Source organism: Stenotrophomonas sp. NLF4-10 (genome assembly GCF_022359915.1).
Lineage (GTDB): Bacteria > Pseudomonadota > Gammaproteobacteria > Xanthomonadales > Xanthomonadaceae > Stenotrophomonas > Stenotrophomonas daejeonensis.
Map to the genome: position 1 here is coordinate 2120598 of NZ_JAKSEE010000003.1, position 21210 is coordinate 2141807.

Consider the following 21210-nt stretch of genomic DNA (forward strand, 5'->3'; position numbering starts at 1 on the left):
TCATGCGTTCAGTTCCTTGTGCAGTTCCTGCAGCGACCACACCGGGCCGGTGCCGCGGAATTCCAGCGATTGCACCAGCGCCTTGGCGCCGGCCACCGTGGTCGAATAGGTGATGCGGTTTTGCAGGGCCTCGCGGCGGATCGAGAACGAGTCGTTGATCGCCGCGCGGCCTTCGGTGGTGTTGACGATGTAGACGATCTCGCCGTTCTTGATGCTGTCCACGATGTGCGGGCGGCCTTCGACCACCTTGTTGACCACTTCGCAGGCCAGCCCCTGCTGCTGCAACCACGCGGCGGTGCCACGGGTGGCGACCAGCGAATAGCCGCGCTCAACCAAACCTTGCGCCGCCGGCAGCACGCGCAGCTTGTCGGCGTCGCGCACCGAGATGAAGGCCTTGCCCAGCGGCGGGGTCTTGATGCCGCCGGCTTCCTGCGCGCGCGCGAAGGCGGCGCTGAAGCTGCGGCCCACGCCCATCACCTCGCCGGTGGAGCGCATTTCCGGCCCTAGGATCGGGTCCACGCCCTGGAACTTGGCGAACGGGAAGATCGCCTCCTTCACCGAGTAGTAATCCGGCACCACCTCAAAGGTCGCGCCCTGCTCGGCCAGGGTCATGCCGGCCATGCAGCGGGCGGCGATCTTGGCCAGCGCCACGCCGGTGGCCTTGGACACGAACGGCACGGTGCGCGAGGCGCGCGGGTTCACTTCCAGCAGATAGATGACGTCGTTGCCGTCGGCATCGGTCTGGATCGCGAACTGGGTGTTCATCAGGCCGACCACGTTCAGCGCCTTGGCCAGCTCGCGCACCTGCCGGCGCAGTTCTTCCTGCGTGGCCGGCGACAGCGAGTACGGCGGCAGCGAGCAGGACGAGTCGCCCGAGTGCACACCTGCCTCCTCGATGTGCTCCATCACCCCGCCGATCAGCACGTTGCCGTCCTTGTCGCAGATGACGTCCACGTCGGCCTCGACCGCCGCGTCGAGGAAGTGGTCCAGCAGCACCGGCGAATCGTTGGACACTTTGACCGCATCGCGCACGTAGCGCGCCAGGTCGGCCTCGCCGTAGACGATTTCCATCGCGCGGCCGCCGAGCACGTAGCTCGGGCGCACCACCAGCGGGTAGCCGATCTCGCGCGCCAGCGCCAGCGCCTCGTCGGCGGTGCGGGCGGTGCGGTTCGGCGGCTGTTTCAGGCCGAGGTCCTGCACCAGCTTCTGGAAGCGCTCGCGATCCTCGGCCAGGTCGATGGAGTCCGGGCTGGTGCCGATCACCGGTACGCCGTTGGCTTCCAGCGCACGGGCCAGCTTGAGCGGGGTCTGGCCGCCGTACTGCACGATCACGCCCTTGGGCTGTTCCAGCTCGACGATCTCCAGCACGTCTTCCAGCGTCAGCGGCTCGAAGTACAGGCGGTCGGAGGTGTCGTAGTCGGTGGAAACCGTCTCCGGGTTGCAGTTGACCATGATGGTTTCGTAACCATCCTCGCGCAATGCCAGCGCCGCGTGTACGCAGCAGTAGTCGAACTCGATGCCCTGGCCGATGCGGTTGGGGCCGCCGCCGAGGATCATGATCTTGTCGCGGTCGGTCGGGTTGGCCTCGCACTCGTCCTCGTAGGTCGAATACAGGTAGGCGGTGCCGGTGGCGAACTCGGCCGCGCACGAGTCCACGCGCTTGTACACCGGGCGCACCTTGTGCGCGCGGCGCAGGGCGCGGATCGCGGCCTCGTTGGTGCCGGTCAGCTGCGCCAGCCGCGCGTCGGAGAAACCGGCGCGCTTGAGCGCGCGCAGGCGCTTGCCATCCAGCGCGTCGATGCCCTCGGCCTGCACCTGCTTCTCGTCGGCGACGATGTCCTCGATCTGGTCGAGGAACCACGGGTCGATGAAGGACAGGCCGTAGACGTCATCGACGTTCATGCCGGCACGGAAGGCGTCGCCGACGAAGAACAGGCGTTCCGGGCCGGGGGCCTTCAATTCGCGCTTGAGCGTGGTGATGTCGTCCTCGCTGGACAGGTCCAGCCCGGTCGGGTCCAGCCCGATCTTGCCGGTTTCCAGCCCGCGCAGGGCCTTCTGCAGGGATTCCTTGAAGGTGCGGCCCATCGCCATCACCTCGCCCACCGACTTCATCTGCGTGGTCAGGCGCGCGTCGGCCGCCGGGAACTTCTCGAAGGCGAAACGCGGGATCTTGGTGACGACGTAGTCGATGCTCGGCTCGAACGAGGCCGGGGTCAGGCCGCCGGTGATCTCGTTCTTCAGTTCGTCCAGCGTGTAGCCCACCGCCAGCTTGGCCGCGACCTTGGCGATCGGGAAGCCGGTGGCCTTGGAGGCCAGCGCCGAGGAACGCGACACGCGCGGGTTCATCTCGATCACCACCACGCGGCCGGTGGTCGGGCTGATGCCGAACTGCACGTTGGAGCCGCCGGTGTCCACGCCGATCTTGCGCAGCACCGCGATGGAGGCATCGCGCAGGCGCTGGTATTCCTTGTCGGTAAGCGTCTGTGCCGGCGCGACGGTGATGCTGTCGCCGGTGTGCACGCCCATCGGGTCGAGGTTCTCGATCGAGCAGACGATGATGCAGTTGTCCGCGGTGTCGCGCACAACCTCCATCTCGAACTCCTTCCAGCCCAGCACAGATTCTTCCACCAGCACTTCGGTAGTCGGCGACAGTTCGAGGCCGCGGTTGACGATTTCGACCAGCTCCTCGCGGTTGTAGGCGATGCCGCCGCCGCTGCCACCGAGGGTGAAGCTCGGGCGGATGATGGTCGGGTAGCCGACGCGGGTCTGGATTTCCAGTGCCTCTTCCAGCGTGTGGGCGACGGCCGCCTTGGGGCATTCCAGCCCGATCTCGCCCATCGCCACGCGGAACAGCTCGCGGTCCTCGGCCATGCGGATGGCCTCGCGCTTGGCGCCGATCAGCTCGACGCCGTACTTCTCCAGCACGCCGTTGTCGGCCAGGTCCAGCGCGCAGTTCAGCGCGGTCTGCCCGCCCATCGTCGGCAGCAGCGCGTCGGGCTTCTCCTTGGCGATGATCTTCTCGACCGTCTGCCAGTTGATCGGCTCGATGTAGACCGCGTCGGCCATCTCCGGGTCGGTCATGATCGTGGCCGGGTTGGAGTTGACCAGCACCACGCGGTAGCCCTCCTCGCGCAGCGCCTTGCACGCCTGCGCGCCGGAGTAGTCGAACTCGCAGGCCTGGCCGATGACGATCGGGCCGGCGCCGATGATGAGGATGGTCTTGAGGTCGCTACGCTTTGGCATGTCAGTTCTTCTCCATCAGCGCGACGAACCGATCGAACAGCGGCGCGACATCGTGGGGGCCGGGGGAAGCTTCAGGGTGACCCTGGAAGCTGAAAGCGGGGGCATCGGTACGCTCGATGCCCTGGATGGTCTGGTCGAACAACGAGCGATGGGTGACGCGGACGTTGGCCGGCAGCGTGGCCTCGTCGATGGCGAAGCCGTGGTTCTGCGAGGTGATCATCACCCGGCCGCTGTCGAGGTCCTGCACCGGATGGTTGGCGCCGTGGTGGCCGTGGCCCATCTTCATGGTGCGCGCGCCCGAGGCCAGGCCCAGCAACTGGTGGCCGAGGCAGATGCCGAAGGTCGGGATCTTCTTCTCGACGAACGTCCTGATCGCGGCGATGGCATAGTCGCACGGCTCCGGGTCGCCGGGGCCGTTGGACAGGAACACGCCGTCGGGGTTCATCGCCAGCACCTCGGCGGCCGGGGTCTGCGCCGGCACCACGGTGAGTTCGCAGCCGCGCTCGGCGAGCATGCGCAGGATGTTGGTCTTCACGCCGAAGTCGTAGGCCACCACTTTGAACTTGGGTTCGGCCTGCACGAACTGGCCCTTGTCCAGGTCAAGCTGGCCTTCACGCCACGGATAGGGCTTGTCGGTGCTGACCACCTTGGCCAGGTCCATGCCCTTCAGGCCGGGGAACTTGCGCGCCGCTTCCAGCGCCTTTTCCACGTCGATGTCGTCGCCGGCCATCAGCGCGCCGTTCTGCGCGCCACGCTCGCGCAGGAGGCGGGTCAGCTTGCGGGTATCGATGCCGGCGATGGCGACCACGCCGCGCTGGACCAGCCAGTCCGGCAGCGATTGCCGGTTGCGCCAGCTGCTCGGGCGGCGCGGCACATCGCGCACGATCAGGCCGGCAGCCCAGACCCGCGACGCCTCGTTGTCCTGTTCGTTGGTACCGGTGTTGCCGATGTGCGGGTACGTCAGGGTGATCATCTGCCGCGTGTAGGACGAATCGGTCAGCATTTCCTGGTAACCGGTCATGGCGGTGTTGAACACCACCTCACCCACGGACAGGCCGGGCGCGCCTGCGGATTCGCCCTCGAATACGGTGCCGTCTTCGAGCACGAGGATTGCGGCTTGGGTCACGGGAATCTCACTTTGGCTACCGAGGGGGCTCCGAAGCCACGCCTGCGCTCACGGCAAAAACCGGTTGCAAAAAAGCGCGGACGGCGGTGTTAAACCGGTCCGGCTGACGTGATTCGGCGAGCGGGAATTGTAAAGGCAACGGCGGCCCCTGCGCCAGCGCCGCAATGCGGCGCATTCACTTCGTCATGCAACCATTTGAACCCGCGGGGGACGGCCGACCGCTCAGGCGCCGACCAGGTCGCGCACCCGGTAGCGGCCGGGCGCACGGCCGGAGAGCTGGCGGGCCACGTGCAGCGCGCCGCGGGCGAAGATGTCGCGGTTGCTGGCGCGGTGGACCAGTTCCACCCGCTCGCCCAACCCGCTGAACTGGACGAAATGCTCGCCGATGATGTCGCCGGCGCGCAGGCTGGCGTAGCGCGGCGCGGCCCCGCCCTGCACCGCCGATTCGCCCAGGGTCAGCGCGGTGCCCGAAGGCGCGTCCTTCTTGTGCACGTGGTGCGATTCGACGATGTCGCAGTCCCAGCCCGGCAGGCTGGCGGCCGCGCGTTCGACCAGCTCGGCCAGCACCGCCACGCCGAGGCTGAAGTTGGTCGCCCACACCAGCGGGATGCCGGCCGCCGCCGCGTCCAGCGCCGCTTGTCGGGAGGCGTCGATGCCGGTCGTGCCGGAGACGAAGCCGGCGCCGCGCGCCACGCACAACGCCAGCACCGGGTCGAAACCTTCCGGCAGGCTGAAATCGATGGCGACGTCGAACGGCGGCACGCCGGACAATTCGCTGGCGGCGAAATGCGGCACGCCGTCGATCACGCGCTGCGCGGGCGGCCTGCGCACCACCGCGGCCACCACCTGCAACGACGGGTCTTCGGCCGCCAGCCGCAGCAGGGCCTGGCCCATGCGGCCGGAAGCACCGTGGATCAACAAACGCGTGGGGGTCTGGTTCATGCCCGGAACGCTACGTTCAAGCGCGGCGGGAAACAAGTAGTGCCGGCCGTTGGCCGGCATCCGCAAGGATGTTGGAAAGGAGGCCGGATATGCGAAGTTGCCGGCCAGCGGCCGGCACTACCGGGGCTTCGGTCCACAGCTGTAGGCCGGGGTTACATCCCCGGCGCTTTGGATTTCCGCCGTCGGGGACGTAGCCCCGACCTACCCATCGACGAGCCGCCGCCACGTCCCTCGGCGTCAATGCTGCTTGGGTGGACTCGGCCCGCAGCCGTCGCAGCCGCCGCAGGCGCTGTCGCCGCCCGATGCCGGCGGTGCCAGCCGCTGCCCAAGCGCCTGCAGGCGCGGCGAGCGCTGCGGTTTCAGCAGCCACAGCGCCAGCCTGCCACGCAGGCGCCGCACCACACCGGGGAACTGCTTCTTCAGCACTACCCACGCACTGACCAGCACGGCCAGCGCGATGATCGCGTACTGCAGCAGCAGCCCCCGCTGCATCAGCCGCCTCCCAGCGCCACGGTCAGCTGGTAGGTCACCAGCGAGGCCAGCCACGCCGCGGCGAACAGGTAGAAGGTGGCGAACGCCATCTGCTTCCACGAGTTGGTTTCGCGCTTGATGGTCGCCAACGTCGAGATGCACATCGGCGCGTAGATGTACCAGACCAGCAGCGACAGCGCGGTGGCCAGCGACCAGCCGTCGCTGATCAGCGGGGTCAGCGCCTGGGTGGCGGCATCGTCGTCGGCCGCCGACAGCGCGTACACCGTCGCCAGCGAGGCCACCGCCACTTCACGCGCGGCCAGACCGGGGATCAGCGCGATGCAGATCTGCCAGTTGAAGCCCAGCGGCGCGAAGAACACCGCCATCGCATGGCCGATCTGGCCGGCGAAGCTGTAGTCGATGGCCGGCAGCGTCGCGCTCTCCGGCGCGCCGGGGAACGACAGCAGGAACCACAGCAGGATGGTCAGCGCCAGGATGATGCCGCCCACGCGCTTGAGGAAGATCATGCCGCGTTCGTACAGGCCCACGGCCAGGTCGCGCGGGTGCGGCAGGCGGTAGGATGGCAGCTCCAGCAGCAGCGGGTGCTCGCTCTTGTCGCGGCGGAACTTCTTCATCGTCCACGACATCGCCAGCGCGCTGACGATGCCGGCCACATACAGCCCGAACAACACCAGCCCCTGCTGGTTGAACACGCCCCACACGGTCTTTTCCGGGATGAACGCACCGATCAGCAGCGCGTACACCGGCAGCCGCGCCGAACAGGTCATCAGCGGCGCGACCAGGATCGTCGCCAACCGGTCGCGCGGGTCCTGGATGCTGCGGGTGGACATGATGCCCGGCACCGCGCAGGCGAAGCTGGACAGCAGCGGGATGAACGAGCGCCCGGACAGGCCGGCGGCGGCCATCATCCGGTCCAGCAGGAACGCCGCGCGCGGCAGGTAGCCGGACTCCTCCAGCGCGAGGATGAAGAAGAACAGGATCAGGATCTGCGGCAGGAACACCACCACCCCACCGACGCCGGCGATGATGCCGTCGGTGAGCAGGCTGGCCAGCGGCCCTTCCGGCAGGTGTTCGCCGACCATTTCGCCCAGCCAGCCGAACGCGGCCTCGATGCCGTCCATCAGCGGCGTGGCCCAGGCGTAGACCGCCTGGAAGATCAGGAACATCACCACCGCCAGGGTCAGCAGCCCGAACACCGGGTGCAGCAGCCAGCGGTCCAGCGCATCGTCGATCTTCGCCGTGCGGCTGGGCATCTTCACCGCGCTGGCGAGGATGTCGCGCACCTGCGCATGGTGGTCGCCGCCGGCTTCCACCACCGGCGGCTGCATCGCCGCCGGCTGCGGCATCAGCGCGTCGATGCGCCTGACCAGTTCGGCGGCACCGTTGCGGCGCACCGCCACGGTTTCCACCACGGGCACGCCGAGCGCCTGTTCCAGCGCCGCCACGTCGATCTCGATGCCGCGGCGGCGCGCGGCGTCGACCATGTTCAGCGCCACGATCATTGGTTTTCCCAGCTCGCGCACTTCCAGCGCGAAACGCAGGTGCAGGCGCAGGTTGGTGGCGTCGATCACGCACACCAGCGCGTCTGGCGCGGCCTCGCCGGGGTAGAAGCCGCGGCACAGGTCGCGGGTGATCGCCTCGTCGAGGCTGGCCGGCTGCAGGCTGTAGGCGCCCGGCAGGTCGAGCACCGCGTATTCGCGGCCGGACGGCCCGCGCATGCGCCCTTCCTTGCGCTCCACGGTCACGCCAGCGTAGTTGGCCACCTTCTGGCGGCTGCCGGTGAGCTGGTTGAACAACGCGGTCTTGCCGCAGTTCGGGTTGCCGACCAGGGCCAGCCGGGTCACCGCCGTCGCCGCGTTCATGCCGTGCCTCCGTTGCGTACCCGGATGCGCGCGGCCTCGCTGCGCCGGAGCGCGAAACGGGTGAAGCCGACCTGCACCAGCAGCGGTTCGCCGCCGAGCGGCCCCCGGGCCACCATGCGCACGTCCTCGCCACCGACGAAACCCAATTCGCGCAACCGCCGGGCGATCGCATCATTGGCATGCATGTCCTGCACTTCTTCCACCTGCGCGGCGGCGTGCAGTGGCAAATCCGACAACGTCACTGGATGGGCGCTCATGTTGCTAATCAAGAATGGTTATCAATAGTACCATCGCCGCGCCGCGTCATGGCGCCCGCCGGCCGCCCCGCTATCATTCGTTGCATTGCAAACAATCCGCGGAACTGCCTGATGAGCAATGCCTTGCGCGTGGACCACGACGGTGCGGTGGCCACGCTGCGCCTGAACCGGCCCGAGCTGCACAACGCCTTCGACGCCGGCCTGATCGCCAGCCTGACCGCCAGCCTCGAAGCACTGGGCGCCGACCCGGCGGTGCGCGCGGTGGTGCTGGCCGGCGAAGGCCCCTCGTTCTCGGCCGGCGCCGACCTGCAATGGATGCGGGCGATGGCCAACGCCTCGCAGGAGGAGAACCGTCGCGACGCGCTGGAGCTGGCGCGGCTGATGCGCACGCTGGACGAACTGCCCAAGCCGACCATCGCCCGCGTGCATGGCGCCGCGTTCGGCGGCGGCGTCGGGCTGGTGGCCTGCTGCGACATCGCCATCGCCGCCGAGGGCGCGCGCTTCGGGTTGACCGAAAGCCGCCTCGGCCTGCTGCCGGCGGTGATCTCGCCCTACGTCATCACCGCCATCGGCCCGCGCCAGGCGCGGCGCTGGTTCGCCAGCGGCGAGCATTTCGACGCCGCCACCGCGCAGCGGATCGGGCTGGTGCACCAGGTGGTGGCCGCCGATGCGCTAGACGCGGCGGTGCAGGCGCAACTGGCGCTGCTCGGCAAGGCCGGCCCGGTGGCCGCCGCCTCGGCCAAGGTGCTGGTGCGCGACGTGCTGGCACTCGGCGCCGACCGTGACGCGCTGGACGGCGCCAACGCCGGATTGATCGCCGTATTGCGCGCTTCGGACGAGGGCCGCGAGGGCCTGTCGGCCTTCCTCGAAAAGCGCGCGCCGCGCTGGGCGGCGCACTGACATGAACGATTTCGTCCGCATCGTCGAGGTCGGCCCGCGCGACGGCCTGCAGAACGAGAAGCAGCAGGTCGCCACCGCCGACAAGATCACGCTGATCGACCGCCTCTCGGCCACCGGCCTGCGCAGCATCGAGGCCACCAGCTTCGTCAGCCCGAAGTGGGTGCCGCAACTGGCCGACGCCGCCGAGGTCATGGCCGGCATCCACCGCCGCCCCGGCATCGCCTACCCGGTGCTGGTGCCCAATGAACAGGGCTACGCGCGCGCACTGGCGGCCGGCGCCGACGAAGTGGCGGTGTTCACCGCCGCCTCCGAGCAGTTCAACCGCACCAATACCAATGCCGGCATCGACGAATCGCTGCAACGCTTCGCGCCGGTGCTGGCGCGCGCCAAGGCCGATGGCGTCAAGGTGCGCGGCTACGTCTCCACCGTGCTGGGCTGCCCCTATCAGGGTGAAGTGCCGCTGGCCGACGTGGTGCGGGTGGCGCGGGCGCTGCACGCGATGGGCTGCCATGAAATCTCGCTGGGCGACACCATCGGCGTCGGCACGCCGCTGAAGGCGCGCGCGATGCTGCGCGCGGTCGCCGCGGAAGTGCCGATGGCGGCGCTGGCGGTGCATTTCCACGACACCTGGGGGCAGGCGCTGGCGAACATCGCCGCCTGCCTGGAGGAAGGCGTGCGCGTTGTGGACTCGGCAGTTGGCGGCACCGGCGGTTGTCCGTATGCACGCGGCGCCAGTGGCAACGTTGCCAGTGAGGACGTGGTCTACATGCTGCACGGCATGGGTATGGACACCGGCATCGACCTGCCGGCGCTGGCGGAAACCGGGCGTTGGCTGGCAGCGGTGCTGGGGCGCGACAACGGCAGCAAGGTCGGCAAGGCGATGGCGGGGTGACGTGTCCTCCCCATTGCCACGGGGAGGAGAAGGTTTCTGGTAGGTCGGGGCTACGCCCCCGACGGCTGTATGCATGAAGCGTCGGGGGCGTAGCCCCGACCTACGATCGGTAGCTCAGCATCACCGGCCCTCTCCGCGAAGGAGGGGGCTTTGAACCACCATCGGCTAGAATTGCCGCTTTCATCCACCGCAGGATCGTCCCGATGCAGCTGTCCTCCGTCCGCGCCGTCGTCACCGGCGGTGTCTCCGGCCTCGGCCTTGGCGTGGCCCGCTTCCTCGTCGCCAACGGCGGCAAGGTCGCGCTGTTCGACCTCAACGAGGAGAAAGGCACGGCCGCGGTGGCCGAACTTGGCACCGGCAATGCCCGCTACTTCACCACCAACGTCACCGACGAGGCCGGCGTGGCCGCCAACCTGGCCGCCGCGCGCGAGTTCCTCGGCGGGCTGAACATGGTGATGAACTGCGCCGGCATCCTCGGCGCCGGCCGCGTGCTCGGCCGCGAGGCACCGATGCCGCTGGCCAATTTCCAGACCACGGTGATGGTTAATCTGGTCGGCAGCTTCAACGTCGCCAAGGCCGCCGCCGACCTGATGCAGCACAACGAGGCCAACGCCGACGGCGAGCGCGGGGTGATCGTCAACACCGCCTCGGTCGCCGCCTACGAGGGCCAGATCGGCCAGGCCGCCTATTCCGCGTCCAAGGGTGGCGTGGTCGGCATGACCCTGCCGATGGCGCGCGAGCTGGCGCGCTTCGGCATCCGCGTGGTGACCATTGCGCCGGGCGTGTTCTGGACGCCGATGGTGGACGGCATGCCGGCCAACGTGCAGGAGTCGCTGGCCGCCTCGATCCCGTTCCCGTCGCGGCTGGGCCAGCCGGAGGACTTCGCCACGCTGGTCGGCCACATCATCTCCAACCCCTACCTCAACGGCGAAACCATCCGCCTGGATGGCGCCGTGCGCCTGGCGCCCAAGTAACCCACCCGCGGGCGCCCACAAGGCGCCCGTTTCAATTCACCCCTTACCCCAACCGACTTTCCAAGCATGAAAGCCTCCGACATCAAGAAAGGCAACGTCGTCGAATACAACAACGGCGTCTACCAGATCCGCGACATCGAGCGCAGCTCGCCGCAGGGCCGCGGCGGCAATGTCCGCTTCCGTTTCATCATGTACAGCGTGCCGGGCGGCAACAAGCTCGACGCCAGCTTCGACGCCGACGACAACCTGCCGGAAGTCGAGCTGCTGCGCCGCCAGTCCACCTTCTCGTACATGGACGGCGACGCCTTCGTGTTCATGGACGACGAGGACTACACCCCGTACACGCTGGACGCGGACGTGGTCGGCGATGACGCCGGCTACATCACCGAGGGCCTGGCCGGCATCTACGTGCAGGTGATTGACGAGCAGCCGGTGGCGATCCAGTTGCCGCAGCACGTCACCCTGGAAGTGGTCGAGACCCCGCCAGAGCTGAAGGGCGGCACCGCGACCAAGCGCCCGAAGCCGGCCAAGCTCAATACCGGCATCGAGATCATGGTCCCGGAATACATCGCCAACGGCGAGCGCATCCTGGTCAACACCACCACCGGTGAGTTCGGCGGCCGCGCCGACTGACCGGGCGATACCCGCAAGGCAAGCGACGGCGCCCACAAGGCGCCGTCGTCGTCTGTGAAGATCGGCCGTGCCATGCCGATAAGCCGGCATGGCCCCGCCCCTCCGCCACCTGCTGCCGCTCCTGCTGGCCCCGGCCTTCGCCCCCGCCTTCGCCGCCGAGCCGCAGCCGGCGCAGGACCTGCGGCAGATGTTCGGCCAGGGCCATGTGGACGCCAACCTGCGCGGCCTGTACTACGCCACCGGCAATGCGTTCTTCGCCGAAGGCGTCGATCGCGACACCGTCGCGGCCGGCGGCCGGCTCGGCTTCATCACCGCGCCGCTGCATGGCGTTTCGCTGCGCGCCAGCGTCTACCTGCAACGCAACCTGGTGCACGCCGGCACGGGCCGCGAACGCGACCTCGGCCGCAATCTCACCGCGATGGGCGAAACCTGGCTGCAATGGCAGGGCGAAAAGCTGTCGTTGCGCGCGGGCAACCAGCGACTGGACGAGGTGCCCTTCACCGCCAGCTTCGATTTCCGCATCGTGCCGCAGCTCTATCAGGGCGTGCGCCTGCGCCTTGGCGAAGGCGGCAACCATTTCACCGCGGTGCGCATGTTCCGCTACAAGTCGCGCATCGACGAATCGTTCTCACGCAGCACCAACTACAACCGCCGCTTCTCGCCCCATCCGCCCAATGCCGGCGATGCCGCCACCGACGGCTTCTGGGCAATGGGCGGCGCAGGAAAGACCACGCTGGGCGCGGCCGATGCCAGTGGCCAGATCTGGCTGATCCGCTACCTGGACTATGCCGACCTGTATTTCGGGCAGGCCGAACTGGCCGCCGGCCACGGCCCGCTGCGCCCGTTCGCGGCCGTGCAGTTCATCGCCCAGCACGAACAGGGCGCGGCCCTGCTGGGGCCGGTGGACAACCGTACCTATGGCCTGCGCGTGGGTATGCGCAGCCCCCGGCTGACGGCCACGCTCAACCACAACCACATGCCGCACCGGGCCGGCGCCTTCCACAATGGCGCGGTGGCGACGCCCTATGCCAGCTACCAGACCTCCGGGCCGCTGTTCGCCCAGCCTTACCTGACCAGCACCCAGGACCTGGGAACCGGCGATGCGTGGTCGCTGGACCTGGAGGTGGCGGCCAGCCGGCAACTGCGCTGGGGCGCACGCTGGTCGTACATGGACCTGAGCCCGGCCGCAGGCCAGCCGTCCATCGGCCAGCGCGAATACATGGTCTTCGCCAGCTACCGCTTCGAGGGGGCATTGAAGGGCTGGAGCGTGCACAACGCCTTCGCGGTCCAGCAGCAACGCCGGCACCGTGTCGATTACCGGGAAAACCGGCTGACCCTTAACTACGACTATTGAGGCGGCCCGCCCGGCGGCCCGCCTTTCACGCGCGGCAAGCCGACCGCCGCAGGCCGGCTCAGGCCAGCGGACGGACCTGGATCACCGCCGGGTCGTTGGCATGTTCGAGCAGCAACCGGCGCACCCTGCCCTGCCAGACCCGGGCGAATTCGGCCCGGGTGGCGTCGCTGGCATCGTCGGCCAGCGCACTGGCCAGCAGCGGCCGCAGCGGCACGTCGGCCGGCACCCCGGACAGGTCCATGCCCACCTCCACCGCCGCGCCGCTGTCGATGCGGGTGAAACGGGCCGTGCCGCTGCCCCCGGCGCCGTGACGCAGCAGGTTGTGGCGCGAAAATTGGCCGCCCACGCCCTGGAAGCCATTGCCGGCCGCCGCACCGGTAATGAAGGTGAAGACCTGGGCGACGACGCCGGTGGTGCCGGCATCCTCGGCTTCGGCCATATCCACCCGGACCCCGCCGCGCTCGGGCAACTGCCCGCGGTACAGCGCCTGCAGCGCCGCGCGCACCATCAGCCAGGCCCCGGCCACGGTCGGGCAGGAATGCCCGGCCAGCTTCACCGCATCGGCGTAGCCGTATTCGATCCGGCCGTCGTCGCTGGCGCCGAGGAGGCGCGCCAGTGCGTCATGCACGGCGATGCGCGGGGCCTGTTCGAAGAACTCGGGGAAGGCCACGGCTCACTCCTCCGGCAGGCCCTGGATGCCGAAGTCGATCACCACCGCCTCCGGCCCGCGCTGCAGGTAGTTGATCGACAGGTGTTCGCCGAAGCGCTGGGTCAGCTGGCCCAGCAGCGGGATCGGGTCGTGGTCGTTGACGAAGCGCATGGTTTCGCCGTTGCGCAACGCGCCCAGCGCGCCAAAGATCGCAGAATGGCGGAAGCGGCGGGCCACGCCGCGGGCATCGAAGACATGGACGTTGGGAGCGGGATCAAGCGAGGCATTCATCGGGAACTCCAATCGTGGGAAACGCGTTCCATGCTAGGCCGCGCTCCGGCCATCGCCCTGACCAAGGTCAAGAACGCCGCTGATGCCGCCCGTCCCCGGCCTCAGTCCGCCGCGGCGGCCAGTTGCCGCATGCGCGTGGCCAGCCACTGCACGCGCTGCCGAGCCTGCTCCAGTTCCAGCCGCTGCGCGCGCGGCAAGGCCTGTTCGGCGGCTTCGTGCAGGCCTTGCCAGCGCGCCTGCGCCTCCTCGCCGTGCCGGGCCAGTGCCTGTTCCAGCGCGGCCAGTTCCTCGGGCTGGACGATGCCGTAGCCTGCCGCCGGCAGCAGCGATGCCGGCGCGTCGAACAGGCCGCTGAAGTGTTGCCAGTCGGTCAGCCGTGCCTGCAGCTCTGGGGCGCCCTGCCCCAGCCGTCGCTTCAGCTGTGCGAGCGTGCGCAGCTCGGCCCGGCGCAGTGCGGCGGTTTCCAGCACCCACCACGCCGCGGTCGGCTGCAATGGCAGGTCCGGCGGCAGCGTGCCGCGTTGCCGTGCCGGGCTGTCCAGCCAGCGCTCCAGCGGCAGTGGCGGCGCCAGCCCGGCCTGTTGCAGGCCATGCAGCAGTTGCCGGTAATCCTCGCGGGCCGAAGCGAAATACAGGCCGTCCCCGCTGCGCGCCGATGGCGGTTGCACGTCGGCCAGGCCGGCAGCCTGCAGCCGATGCAACACGCCGCGCGGGGTGATGGCCTGCAAGCGCCGCCGTTGCGGCGTCAGCGCCAGATCCAGCAGTCGTCCGCTTTCCACCGCGCAGTTGTTGCCGATGAAGCGGTAGCGGCCGTCGTAGCTCCAGTGCGCGCGGGCAGCCAGTTGCAGCAGCGCGTCGATCTGCGCCGGCGACAAGGCCAGCGGCCAGGCCTGCAGGTCGCGCAGCTCGGTGCGGGTGTATTCCTCGATCACCTGGTCCAGCGGCAGCACGAACAACCGCGCCGGATAGGCACCGCTCAACCCGAGCCAGTTGGAAATCTGCACGTCGTTGACGAAGGCGCGGAAGGACAGCACCCGGTGGTAAGCCAGGTCCATCCGGCAGCGCGGGCCGGGAATGCGGCCCGGCGCGCAGACCACCAGCCGCAGCATGGCGTGGCCGAAGCGGCTCATCGCCGCGTCGCCGCTGCCGGCCAGCAGGTAATCCACCGCGTACACGCGGGTCGGGTCCAGTGTTTCCAGTTCCAGTTGCGCCGCGCCGGTGCCGGCCACCAGCAGCGGCAGCGCATCGGTGCAGGCCGCTTCCGGCAGCGGCGCCGGCCCCAATTGCTGGCGATACCACGCCGCCAGCGCCGGCCGCCGGCAGCGGTACTGCGGATCGAGCAGATACCACTCGAGGTTGACCGCGAACGCCTCGGCCGGGCTGTGGCGCTCGTAGTCGTCGGGGCTGCGCAATGCGTAGGGATTGGCGCCGCGCCGATCCCAGCCGGCAAGGCGGCGGAACTGCGCTTGCCGCGACCAGCCGCCGCCTTCGCCGCGGTCGAAGGCATGGGCGATTTCATGCAGCACGGTGGCGCGCGCCAGATCGTGCGTCTCGCCGGCGGGCGTCATTTGCAGCAGATTCGGCGACAGCCGCAGGTCGCCGCGCCGGTGCCTGCCGGCGACGTCGGCAGGCAGGTGTGGATCGAAATGCAGCGAAAAATGTCGCGGATCGGCGCGCCAGCGTTCAGGCAACGTCGCCTGCGCGCGCGCCAGCAAGTCGCTGGCCTGCCGTTGCTGGAGCGGGTTCAGGCCCGCCGGGTCCAGCCGCAATTCCAATGCATGGCCGCTGCCGCTGGCCAGCAGCAGCGCGACGGCCAGCCATGCGCTCAGGCGCATTTCAGCGGGCGAGGATCGCCCGCGCCAGTTCCATGTCGCTGGCAGTGGCGGCATCGGCATCGTGCTGGCGCAGGTGCAGCAGCGCCGCCTGCAGGCGCGCGCCGCGCAGTTGGCCATCGCTGGCAACGAAACCGGCGGCTTCCTCGCGTGCGGCCTGGACGACCTTGTCGTCGTCCGACGAACTGCTCGACCCCTGCGACGAGGCACCGCTGGCCGAGCCGGCGGTGGTGCCGGCGAAGCTGGAGGCCAGCAGCGGCAGCGGAGCGGAGGCGGCAAGCAGGGTGCAGAACAGGAGCGGACGGATCATCGGCGGTCGGGAATCGATGGGAAGGCAGGCAAGCGTAGCGGCTGCCGGCTCAATCGAACAGCTTGCACGGCCCAAGACGACGTCAAGCCTGCCCCGCCATTTCGATCGAGGCGGCAATGTCCGCCATCGAACGAAACAGCATCCACGGATCATCACGGGTCGCCACGAATCCACGCCGCCGCCAGAACGCGGCGGCCTCCTCGTCGATGGCATTCACCAGCAATGCCCGTCCACCCACCAGGATGGAAGCCGCCACGCAGCGCTGCAACGCATGTTTGAGCAGGCCGGTACCGATGCCCTGCCCGGCCCAACCGGTATCGGTGGCCAATTGCCCCAACAGCAGGCATGGCACCGGATCGGGTGGCTGCCCGGTGCGGATCGAACGCGGCAGCCGCCCCGGCACGATGGCGGTCGGGGCAAGGCCGTAATAGCCCACCACCCGCAGGCTTTCGTGAACCACCATTACCGCTGTGAAGCCCTTTTGCTGATTGCCCAGCGCCCGCGTCCACAGCCAGTGGTCCAGCCCCGGCTTGCCACAGGAGAACGAAGCCATGTCATGGGCTTCGGTCAATGGCTCCGGCGCGGACAGCGCCACGCCTCAAGCCTCGTGCCCGGTTTCGCCCTGCCGTTCCCACGGCGCGGGCCGCTGCAGCACCTCCATCATCTCCGGCACCGCCTGTGCCGGGCTGGACAGCGTCTGGATGAACGCTTCGAAGCCTTCGGCGGTCATCCGTACCGGCATGGCTTCCATCAGCACTTCCTCGGCCGCACGCACCGCCGCCTCGCGCACGAAATCGGTACGCGAGCGCCCGCGTAGATAGGCGGCGCGGTCGATCACCGCGATATCGGCATCGGGTAGGCGCATCGACAAGGGGTGATCCCTGCGATCGGTGGCAAAGGACATGGCACGCTCTCCGGTGGATGACGAAATTGTAGCGCATTTTGCACTACATGCCGTGTTCGCTTGTGACAGCCCGCGCTTTACTCCTGCTCACGACGAAGTGAGGCAGTCGGACATCGAAATGCAGGGGGTTGGAAACTCAATCGAACAGCTTGCCCGGGTTCAGCAGCCCGTTCGGGTCGAACGCCTGCTTCACCCCGCGCATCAGCGCGATTTCCGCCGCGTCACGGGTGCTGGACAGGTAGGGCTTCTTGACCAGACCGATGCCGTGCTCGGCCGAGATGCTGCCGTGGAAGCGCTGCAGCACCTGCGCCAGCAGCTTGGTGACGTGCTCGCACTGGCCGAGGAACTCGGCGTCGCTGGTGTCGTCGGGCTTGAGCACGTTGATGTGCAGGTTGCCGTCGCCGATGTGGCCGAACCAGACCACGTCGAAATGCGGGTAGGCATCGCCGATCAGTGCCTGCGTTTCTTCAAGGAACGCAGGCATCGCCGAGATGCGCACCGACACGTCGTTCTTGTACGGCTTGTAGCGCGCCAGCGATTCGGTGATGCCCTCGCGCAGGCGCCATAGCTGCTGCGCCTGCGCCTCACTGGTGCTGATGACGCCATCGAGCACCCAGCCCTGTTCCATGCAGTGCTCGAACGCGGCCAGCGCCGCGGCCTCGCCGGCCTCGTCGGCCACCGCGTACTCGGTGACCACGTAGTACGGGTAGGTTTCGGCGAACGGGTATTGCGCGCCGTGGGCGGTGACGTGGTGCACCGCGCGGTCGGTGAAGAACTCGAACGCCTCCAACCGCATCCGCTCGCGGAACGCGGCGAACACCTGCATCAGCACCTCGAAGCTGGGCAGCGCCAGCAGCATCACGTTGCTGGCCGGCGGCGGGTCGGTGAGCTTCAGAGTTGCTTCCACGACGACGCCGAGCGTGCCTTCCGAGCCGACCAGCAGCTGGCGGAAGTCGTAGCCGCTGGAGTTCTTGATCAGGCCCTTGTTGAGTTCCAGCAGCTCGCCATTGCCGGCCACCACCTTCAACCCGGCGATCCACTCGCGGGTGTTGCCATAGCGGATCACGCGGATGCCGCCGGCATTGGTGGCGATGTTGCCGCCAATGGTGCAGGAACCGCGCGCGGCGAAATCCACCGGGTAGATCAGGCCGTGCTCCAGCGCCGCGTTGTGCACCGCTTCCAGCGGCATGCCGGCCTGTACGGTCAGGGTGCGGTCGACCGCGTCGAAGTCCAGCGCCTTGTTCATGCGCTCCAGGCTCAGCACCAGCTCGCCGTTGGCCGCCACCGCGCCGCCGGACAGGCCGGTGCGGCCGCCGGACGGCACCACCGCCACCTTGTGCGCGTTGGCCCAGCGCAGCACCGCCTGCACTTCCTCGACGCTGCCCGGCAATGCGATCGCCAGCGGCGCCGGCGTCCAGCGCCGGGTCCAGTCGCGGCCGTAATGCTCCAGGTCCGCCGGCTCGGTCTTCAGGCGCAGCCCGGGGCAGGACTGCAACAGGGTTTCCAGGCGCGGATCGGTCATGGCGGTGGCAGAGGCATGATGGGGGACCGGAAAGCCTGACAGCCACGACGCGGCACGTCCAGCAGCCGTAACCGGACGCAATCGATTCACCTGAAACCTTCGGGTTATCAAGACATTACCAACTGTCGCAGTGCACAAAACCCCTTCCCTTCTGGCATAGTCGGCAACTCCCTTCCCCCACCAAGCCGCCACTGCCATGTCGCCCAAGAAGACCTCGTTCCCGAAGCAGGACATCCGTGTTTTGTTGCTGGAGGGCGTCAGTCAGACGGCGGTGGATGCGTTCAAGGCGGCCGGTTATTCGCAGATCGAATACCACGCCAAGGCGCTGCCGGAAGACGAGTTGAAGGCGCGCATCGCCGAGGCGCACATCGTCGGCCTGCGCTCGCGCACCCAACTCACCGCCGAGGTGCTGGCACAGGCCAAGCGCCTGATCGCGGTGGGCTGCTTCTGCATCGGCACCAACCAGGTGGACCTGGAGGCGGCCGAGCTGGCTGGCATCCCGGTGTTCAACGCGCCCTACTCCAACACCCGCTCGGTGGCCGAGCTGGTGATCGCCGAGGCGATCCTGCTCACCCGCGGCGTGCCGCAGAAGAATGCCGAATGCCATCGCGGCGGCTGGTCGAAATCCGCCACCGGCAGCCACGAGGTGCGCGGCAAGACGCTGGGCATCGTCGGCTACGGCCACATCGGCACCCAGGTCGGCGTGCTGGCCGAGGCGATGGGCATGAACGTGATCTTCCACGACATCGAGGCCAAGCTGTCGCTGGGCAACGCGCAGGCGGCCGCCAGCCTGGACGACCTGCTTTCGCGCTCGGACATCGTCACCCTGCACGTGCCGCAGACCGCCTCCACGCAGTGGATGATCGGCGCGGCGCAGCTGGCGAAGATGAAGCCCGGCGCGCACCTGATCAACGCCGCGCGCGGCACCGTGGTGGTCATCGATGCGCTCGACGCGGCGCTGCGCTCGGGCCATATCGGTGGCGCGGCGGTGGACGTGTTCCCGGTCGAGCCCAAGGGCAACGGCGACCGCTTCGAATCGCCGCTGACCGCGCACGACAACGTGATCCTGACCCCGCACGTGGGCGGCTCCACGCTGGAGGCGCAGGACAACATCGGCCTTGAAGTGGCCGCCAAGCTGGTGCGCTACAGCGACAACGGCAGCACCCTGTCGGCGGTCAATTTCCCCGAGGTCACGCTGCCCGAGCACGCGCAGAGCCAGCGCCTGCTGCACATCCACCGCAACGTGCCGGGCGTGCTGTCGAAGATCAACGAGGTGTTCTCGCGCCACAACCTCAACATCGACGGGCAGTTCCTGCGCACGGACCCGAAGCTGGGCTACGTGGTCATCGACATCGCCGCCACCGAGGAGCAGGCCAACGCGATCCGCGACGAACTGGCGGCCATCGAGGGCACGCTGCGGACCCGCATCCTGTATTGAACGTGGGGGCTTCTTGAAGGTGGCGCCCGGCCGTTGGCCGGGCGATGGCGGCACATGGCCCGGCAGTGCCGACCAACGGTCGGCCCCCGCCTTGTTGCAGTGCTGCCGCCCCCGGGTAGGGCCGGACGCTGGCCGGCAACCGCAGAATCATTGCCATTGCAGTTGCCGGCCAGCGGCCGGCACTACCGGTATCCCGCGCCGTCGGTTCAGCGGCGCTTGATCTCGAACTTGCCGAAGCCGATGCCCAGGTCCCAGCCGCGGCCGGTGCCGGCCAGCGCCAGCGAGATGTCGCCCTTGGTCACCACCTGCGCGTTGCTCGAACGCGACGCGCCGGCATGCACCTCGGCGCCGCCGTAGGTGCCGATCAGGTCGTTCAGGCTGTAGGCGCCGGTGAACTTGCCGCGGCCGTTGATGACGTTGGACTTGCCCACGGTCAGGCCGCCGCCCTTGGCGCGGATGCTGACCGGGATCGACGCGCCGTTGTCGCAGGTGATGGTGCCCTGCCCGGAGGCAGTCTTGTAGAAGATCGACCAGCCGCTCAGGTTGAAGTTCAGTTCGCAGTCGATGTTGCCCGCCGCCTGCGCGGCCGGTGCCGCCAGCATCGCGGCCAGCACCAGCAGTGCCGTCGTTGTTCTCTTCATGGTTGCAACTCCCTTCGTCCGTCGAAGATGCGCCGAGCCTAGCAGCCCGCCGGTGCAGCGCATGCGATGGCGCGGCGCCGCGTCCGGATTCCGTTCAGCCGGCCGCGGGGCCGGCCAGTTCGAACGCGTCGGCATCGAGCATCGCCGGGAAGCGCTCGCGGTGGGCGGCCAGTGCGGCGGCGGAAATGGTGGTGGTGACCACCTGCTCGCGCTCGCGGACCTCGACCTGCGGCTGGCCAAGGAAATCGATCACCGCGCTGTCGCCCGCGTAATGCAGGCCGTTGCCATCGGTGCCGACGCGGTTGACCACCGCCACGTAGCTCAGGTTCTCGATCGCCCGCGCGCGGGCCAGCGTGCGCCACGCATGCGCGCGCACCGACGGCCAGTTGGCGACGAATATCTGCAGGTCGAAATCCATCTGTCCCGCCCGCTCCACGTCGAAGCGGTTGCGGCAGAACACCGGGAAGCGCAGGTCGTAGCAGACCTGTGGGTTGATCCGCCAGCCCTTCCACTCCACGCACAGGCGTTCACGGCCGGCGGCGTAGCGCTTGTGCTCGCCGGCATAGCGGAACAGGTGGCGCTTGTCGTAGTGCCGCAGCCCGCCGTCCGGCGTGGCCCACAGCAGGCGGTTGAACACCTCGCCGCCGACGCGCAGCTGCACGCTGCCGGTGACCGCCGCGCCCAGCACGCGTGCCTGCTCGCGGATCCAGGCCACGGTCGGGCCGTCCATGTCCTCGGCCTTGTCGATGGCGTCGTTGGAGAAGCCGCTGGTGAAGGTTTCCGGCAGGATCACCAGGTCGGTAACACCGGCCAGTGGCGCCAGCAGTGCGGCGTAGTGCTCGCGGTTTCCGGCAGGGTCGTGCCAGCGGGTGTCGCCTTGCACGAGGGAAATGCGGAGGTCGTTCATGGAGGCCGTGATTCGTTATGGGTGATTCGTGATCTGAAAAA

General features: G+C 68.7%; 21 protein-coding genes. 6 read left to right on the plus strand and 15 right to left on the minus strand.

Annotated elements, in window-relative coordinates:
• From carB to MIC98_RS09975, 6 genes are all read right to left on the minus strand, one after another.
• Positions 1-3243: a carbamoyl-phosphate synthase large subunit gene (carB, locus tag MIC98_RS09950; RefSeq protein WP_239737052.1), complete on the minus strand. Its 3243-nt coding sequence runs from the start codon at positions 3241-3243 to the stop codon at positions 1-3.
• 1 nt (position 3244) lies between these two features.
• Positions 3245-4369 carry a glutamine-hydrolyzing carbamoyl-phosphate synthase small subunit gene (gene carA, locus MIC98_RS09955; RefSeq protein WP_239737053.1) on the minus strand — a complete coding sequence of 375 codons (1125 nt, stop codon included), beginning with the start codon at positions 4367-4369 and terminating at the stop codon, positions 3245-3247.
• Between the two features lie 222 nt (positions 4370-4591).
• A complete protein-coding gene (dapB, locus tag MIC98_RS09960) occupies positions 4592-5311 on the minus strand; it encodes a 4-hydroxy-tetrahydrodipicolinate reductase (RefSeq protein WP_239737054.1) in 720 nt (239 codons plus the stop codon).
• A 237-nt stretch (positions 5312-5548) separates the two neighbouring features.
• The gene (locus tag MIC98_RS09965; protein WP_239737055.1) at positions 5549-5803 is read right to left on the minus strand and encodes a DUF6587 family protein; all 255 of its coding nucleotides are present in this window, start codon (positions 5801-5803) and stop codon (positions 5549-5551) included.
• The gene (feoB, locus tag MIC98_RS09970; RefSeq protein WP_239737056.1) at positions 5803-7665 is read right to left on the minus strand and encodes a ferrous iron transport protein B; all 1863 of its coding nucleotides are present in this window, start codon (positions 7663-7665) and stop codon (positions 5803-5805) included. The genes MIC98_RS09965 and feoB overlap by 1 nt, the downstream gene beginning before the upstream one ends.
• The gene (locus tag MIC98_RS09975; protein ID WP_057639807.1) at positions 7662-7907 is read right to left on the minus strand and encodes a FeoA family protein; all 246 of its coding nucleotides are present in this window, start codon (positions 7905-7907) and stop codon (positions 7662-7664) included. Before MIC98_RS09975 ends, feoB begins: the two co-directional genes overlap by 4 nt.
• Positions 7908-8033: 126 nt before the next feature.
• Between MIC98_RS09975 and MIC98_RS09980 the strand changes: the two genes are divergently transcribed.
• The 5 genes from MIC98_RS09980 to MIC98_RS10000 all read left to right on the plus strand — a co-directional run bounded on the left by MIC98_RS09980 (position 8034) and on the right by MIC98_RS10000 (position 12675).
• The gene (locus tag MIC98_RS09980; RefSeq protein WP_239737057.1) at positions 8034-8822 is read left to right on the plus strand and encodes an enoyl-CoA hydratase-related protein; all 789 of its coding nucleotides are present in this window, start codon (positions 8034-8036) and stop codon (positions 8820-8822) included.
• Between the two features lies 1 nt (position 8823).
• Complete coding sequence (locus tag MIC98_RS09985; protein WP_239737058.1) at positions 8824-9714, plus strand: hydroxymethylglutaryl-CoA lyase; 891 nt, start codon at positions 8824-8826, stop codon at positions 9712-9714.
• Between the two features lie 203 nt (positions 9715-9917).
• Positions 9918-10688, plus strand: a complete 771-nt coding sequence (locus tag MIC98_RS09990; protein ID WP_239737059.1) for an SDR family NAD(P)-dependent oxidoreductase — start codon at positions 9918-9920, stop codon at positions 10686-10688.
• A gap of 66 nt (positions 10689-10754) precedes the next feature.
• Complete coding sequence (yeiP, locus tag MIC98_RS09995; protein ID WP_057639811.1) at positions 10755-11321, plus strand: elongation factor P-like protein YeiP; 567 nt, start codon at positions 10755-10757, stop codon at positions 11319-11321.
• Positions 11322-11409: 88 nt separating this feature from the next.
• Positions 11410-12675 (plus strand): OprD family outer membrane porin, encoded by a 1266-nt coding sequence (locus MIC98_RS10000; RefSeq protein ID WP_239737060.1) that lies wholly within the window; start codon positions 11410-11412, stop codon positions 12673-12675.
• Between the two features lie 58 nt (positions 12676-12733).
• Here MIC98_RS10000 and MIC98_RS10005 read toward each other — a convergent pair whose 3' ends face one another.
• The 7 genes from MIC98_RS10005 to MIC98_RS10035 form a co-directional block, all read right to left on the minus strand.
• A complete protein-coding gene (locus tag MIC98_RS10005; protein ID WP_239737061.1) occupies positions 12734-13345 on the minus strand; it encodes a hypothetical protein in 612 nt (203 codons plus the stop codon).
• Positions 13346-13348: 3 nt separating this feature from the next.
• A complete protein-coding gene (locus tag MIC98_RS10010) occupies positions 13349-13615 on the minus strand; it encodes a DUF2249 domain-containing protein (RefSeq protein ID WP_057639814.1) in 267 nt (88 codons plus the stop codon).
• Between the two features lie 101 nt (positions 13616-13716).
• Positions 13717-15450 (minus strand): DUF4105 domain-containing protein, encoded by a 1734-nt coding sequence (locus tag MIC98_RS10015; RefSeq protein WP_239737062.1) that lies wholly within the window; start codon positions 15448-15450, stop codon positions 13717-13719.
• A 1-nt stretch (position 15451) separates the two neighbouring features.
• Positions 15452-15757 carry a DUF2388 domain-containing protein gene (locus MIC98_RS10020; RefSeq protein WP_057639816.1) on the minus strand — a complete coding sequence of 102 codons (306 nt, stop codon included), beginning with the start codon at positions 15755-15757 and terminating at the stop codon, positions 15452-15454.
• An 82-nt stretch (positions 15758-15839) separates the two neighbouring features.
• Positions 15840-16352 carry a GNAT family N-acetyltransferase gene (locus MIC98_RS10025; RefSeq protein ID WP_057639817.1) on the minus strand — a complete coding sequence of 171 codons (513 nt, stop codon included), beginning with the start codon at positions 16350-16352 and terminating at the stop codon, positions 15840-15842.
• Between the two features lie 3 nt (positions 16353-16355).
• Entirely contained in the window at positions 16356-16661 is a 306-nt protein-coding gene (locus tag MIC98_RS10030) for a DUF1778 domain-containing protein (protein ID WP_057639818.1), read from the minus strand.
• A gap of 136 nt (positions 16662-16797) precedes the next feature.
• Entirely contained in the window at positions 16798-18183 is a 1386-nt protein-coding gene (locus tag MIC98_RS10035) for an FAD-binding oxidoreductase (RefSeq protein ID WP_239737063.1), read from the minus strand.
• Positions 18184-18379: 196 nt separating this feature from the next.
• Between MIC98_RS10035 and serA the strand changes: the two genes are divergently transcribed.
• Complete coding sequence (gene serA, locus MIC98_RS10040) at positions 18380-19621, plus strand: phosphoglycerate dehydrogenase (protein ID WP_239737064.1); 1242 nt, start codon at positions 18380-18382, stop codon at positions 19619-19621.
• Between the two features lie 206 nt (positions 19622-19827).
• Here the strand turns inward: serA and MIC98_RS10045 are convergent, their stop codons facing one another.
• Both MIC98_RS10045 and MIC98_RS10050 read right to left on the minus strand, forming a co-directional pair.
• Positions 19828-20262, minus strand: a complete 435-nt coding sequence (locus MIC98_RS10045; RefSeq protein ID WP_239737065.1) for a hypothetical protein — start codon at positions 20260-20262, stop codon at positions 19828-19830.
• A gap of 94 nt (positions 20263-20356) precedes the next feature.
• Positions 20357-21169, minus strand: a complete 813-nt coding sequence (locus MIC98_RS10050) for an amidohydrolase (protein ID WP_239737066.1) — start codon at positions 21167-21169, stop codon at positions 20357-20359.
• Positions 21170-21210: the final 41 nt, after the last annotated feature.

Bases quoted from the DNA above. Each gene is read 5' to 3' on its own strand.
- MIC98_RS10050 (WP_239737066.1), bottom strand. From the start codon at position 21,169: ATGAACGACCTCCGCATTTCCCTCGTGCAAGGCGACACCCGCTGGCAC.
- MIC98_RS10010 (WP_057639814.1), bottom strand. From the start codon at position 13,615: ATGAATGCCTCGCTTGATCCCGCTCCCAACGTCCATGTCTTCGATGCC.
- MIC98_RS09985 (WP_239737058.1), top strand. From the start codon at position 8,824: ATGAACGATTTCGTCCGCATCGTCGAGGTCGGCCCGCGCGACGGCCTG.
- dapB (WP_239737054.1), bottom strand. From the start codon at position 5,311: ATGAACCAGACCCCCACGCGTTTGTTGATCCACGGTGCTTCCGGCCGC.
- MIC98_RS10000 (WP_239737060.1), top strand. From the start codon at position 11,410: ATGGCCCCGCCCCTCCGCCACCTGCTGCCGCTCCTGCTGGCCCCGGCC.
- MIC98_RS10020 (WP_057639816.1), bottom strand. From the start codon at position 15,757: ATGATCCGTCCGCTCCTGTTCTGCACCCTGCTTGCCGCCTCCGCTCCG.
- yeiP (WP_057639811.1), top strand. From the start codon at position 10,755: ATGAAAGCCTCCGACATCAAGAAAGGCAACGTCGTCGAATACAACAAC.
- MIC98_RS09965 (WP_239737055.1), bottom strand. From the start codon at position 5,803: ATGCAGCGGGGGCTGCTGCTGCAGTACGCGATCATCGCGCTGGCCGTG.
- MIC98_RS10015 (WP_239737062.1), bottom strand. From the start codon at position 15,450: ATGCGCCTGAGCGCATGGCTGGCCGTCGCGCTGCTGCTGGCCAGCGGC.
- serA (WP_239737064.1), top strand. From the start codon at position 18,380: ATGTCGCCCAAGAAGACCTCGTTCCCGAAGCAGGACATCCGTGTTTTG.
- MIC98_RS10045 (WP_239737065.1), bottom strand. From the start codon at position 20,262: ATGAAGAGAACAACGACGGCACTGCTGGTGCTGGCCGCGATGCTGGCG.
- MIC98_RS10035 (WP_239737063.1), bottom strand. From the start codon at position 18,183: ATGACCGATCCGCGCCTGGAAACCCTGTTGCAGTCCTGCCCCGGGCTG.
- MIC98_RS09980 (WP_239737057.1), top strand. From the start codon at position 8,034: ATGAGCAATGCCTTGCGCGTGGACCACGACGGTGCGGTGGCCACGCTG.
- feoB (WP_239737056.1), bottom strand. From the start codon at position 7,665: ATGAACGCGGCGACGGCGGTGACCCGGCTGGCCCTGGTCGGCAACCCG.
- MIC98_RS09990 (WP_239737059.1), top strand. From the start codon at position 9,918: ATGCAGCTGTCCTCCGTCCGCGCCGTCGTCACCGGCGGTGTCTCCGGC.
- MIC98_RS10030 (WP_057639818.1), bottom strand. From the start codon at position 16,661: ATGTCCTTTGCCACCGATCGCAGGGATCACCCCTTGTCGATGCGCCTA.
- carB (WP_239737052.1), bottom strand. From the start codon at position 3,243: ATGCCAAAGCGTAGCGACCTCAAGACCATCCTCATCATCGGCGCCGGC.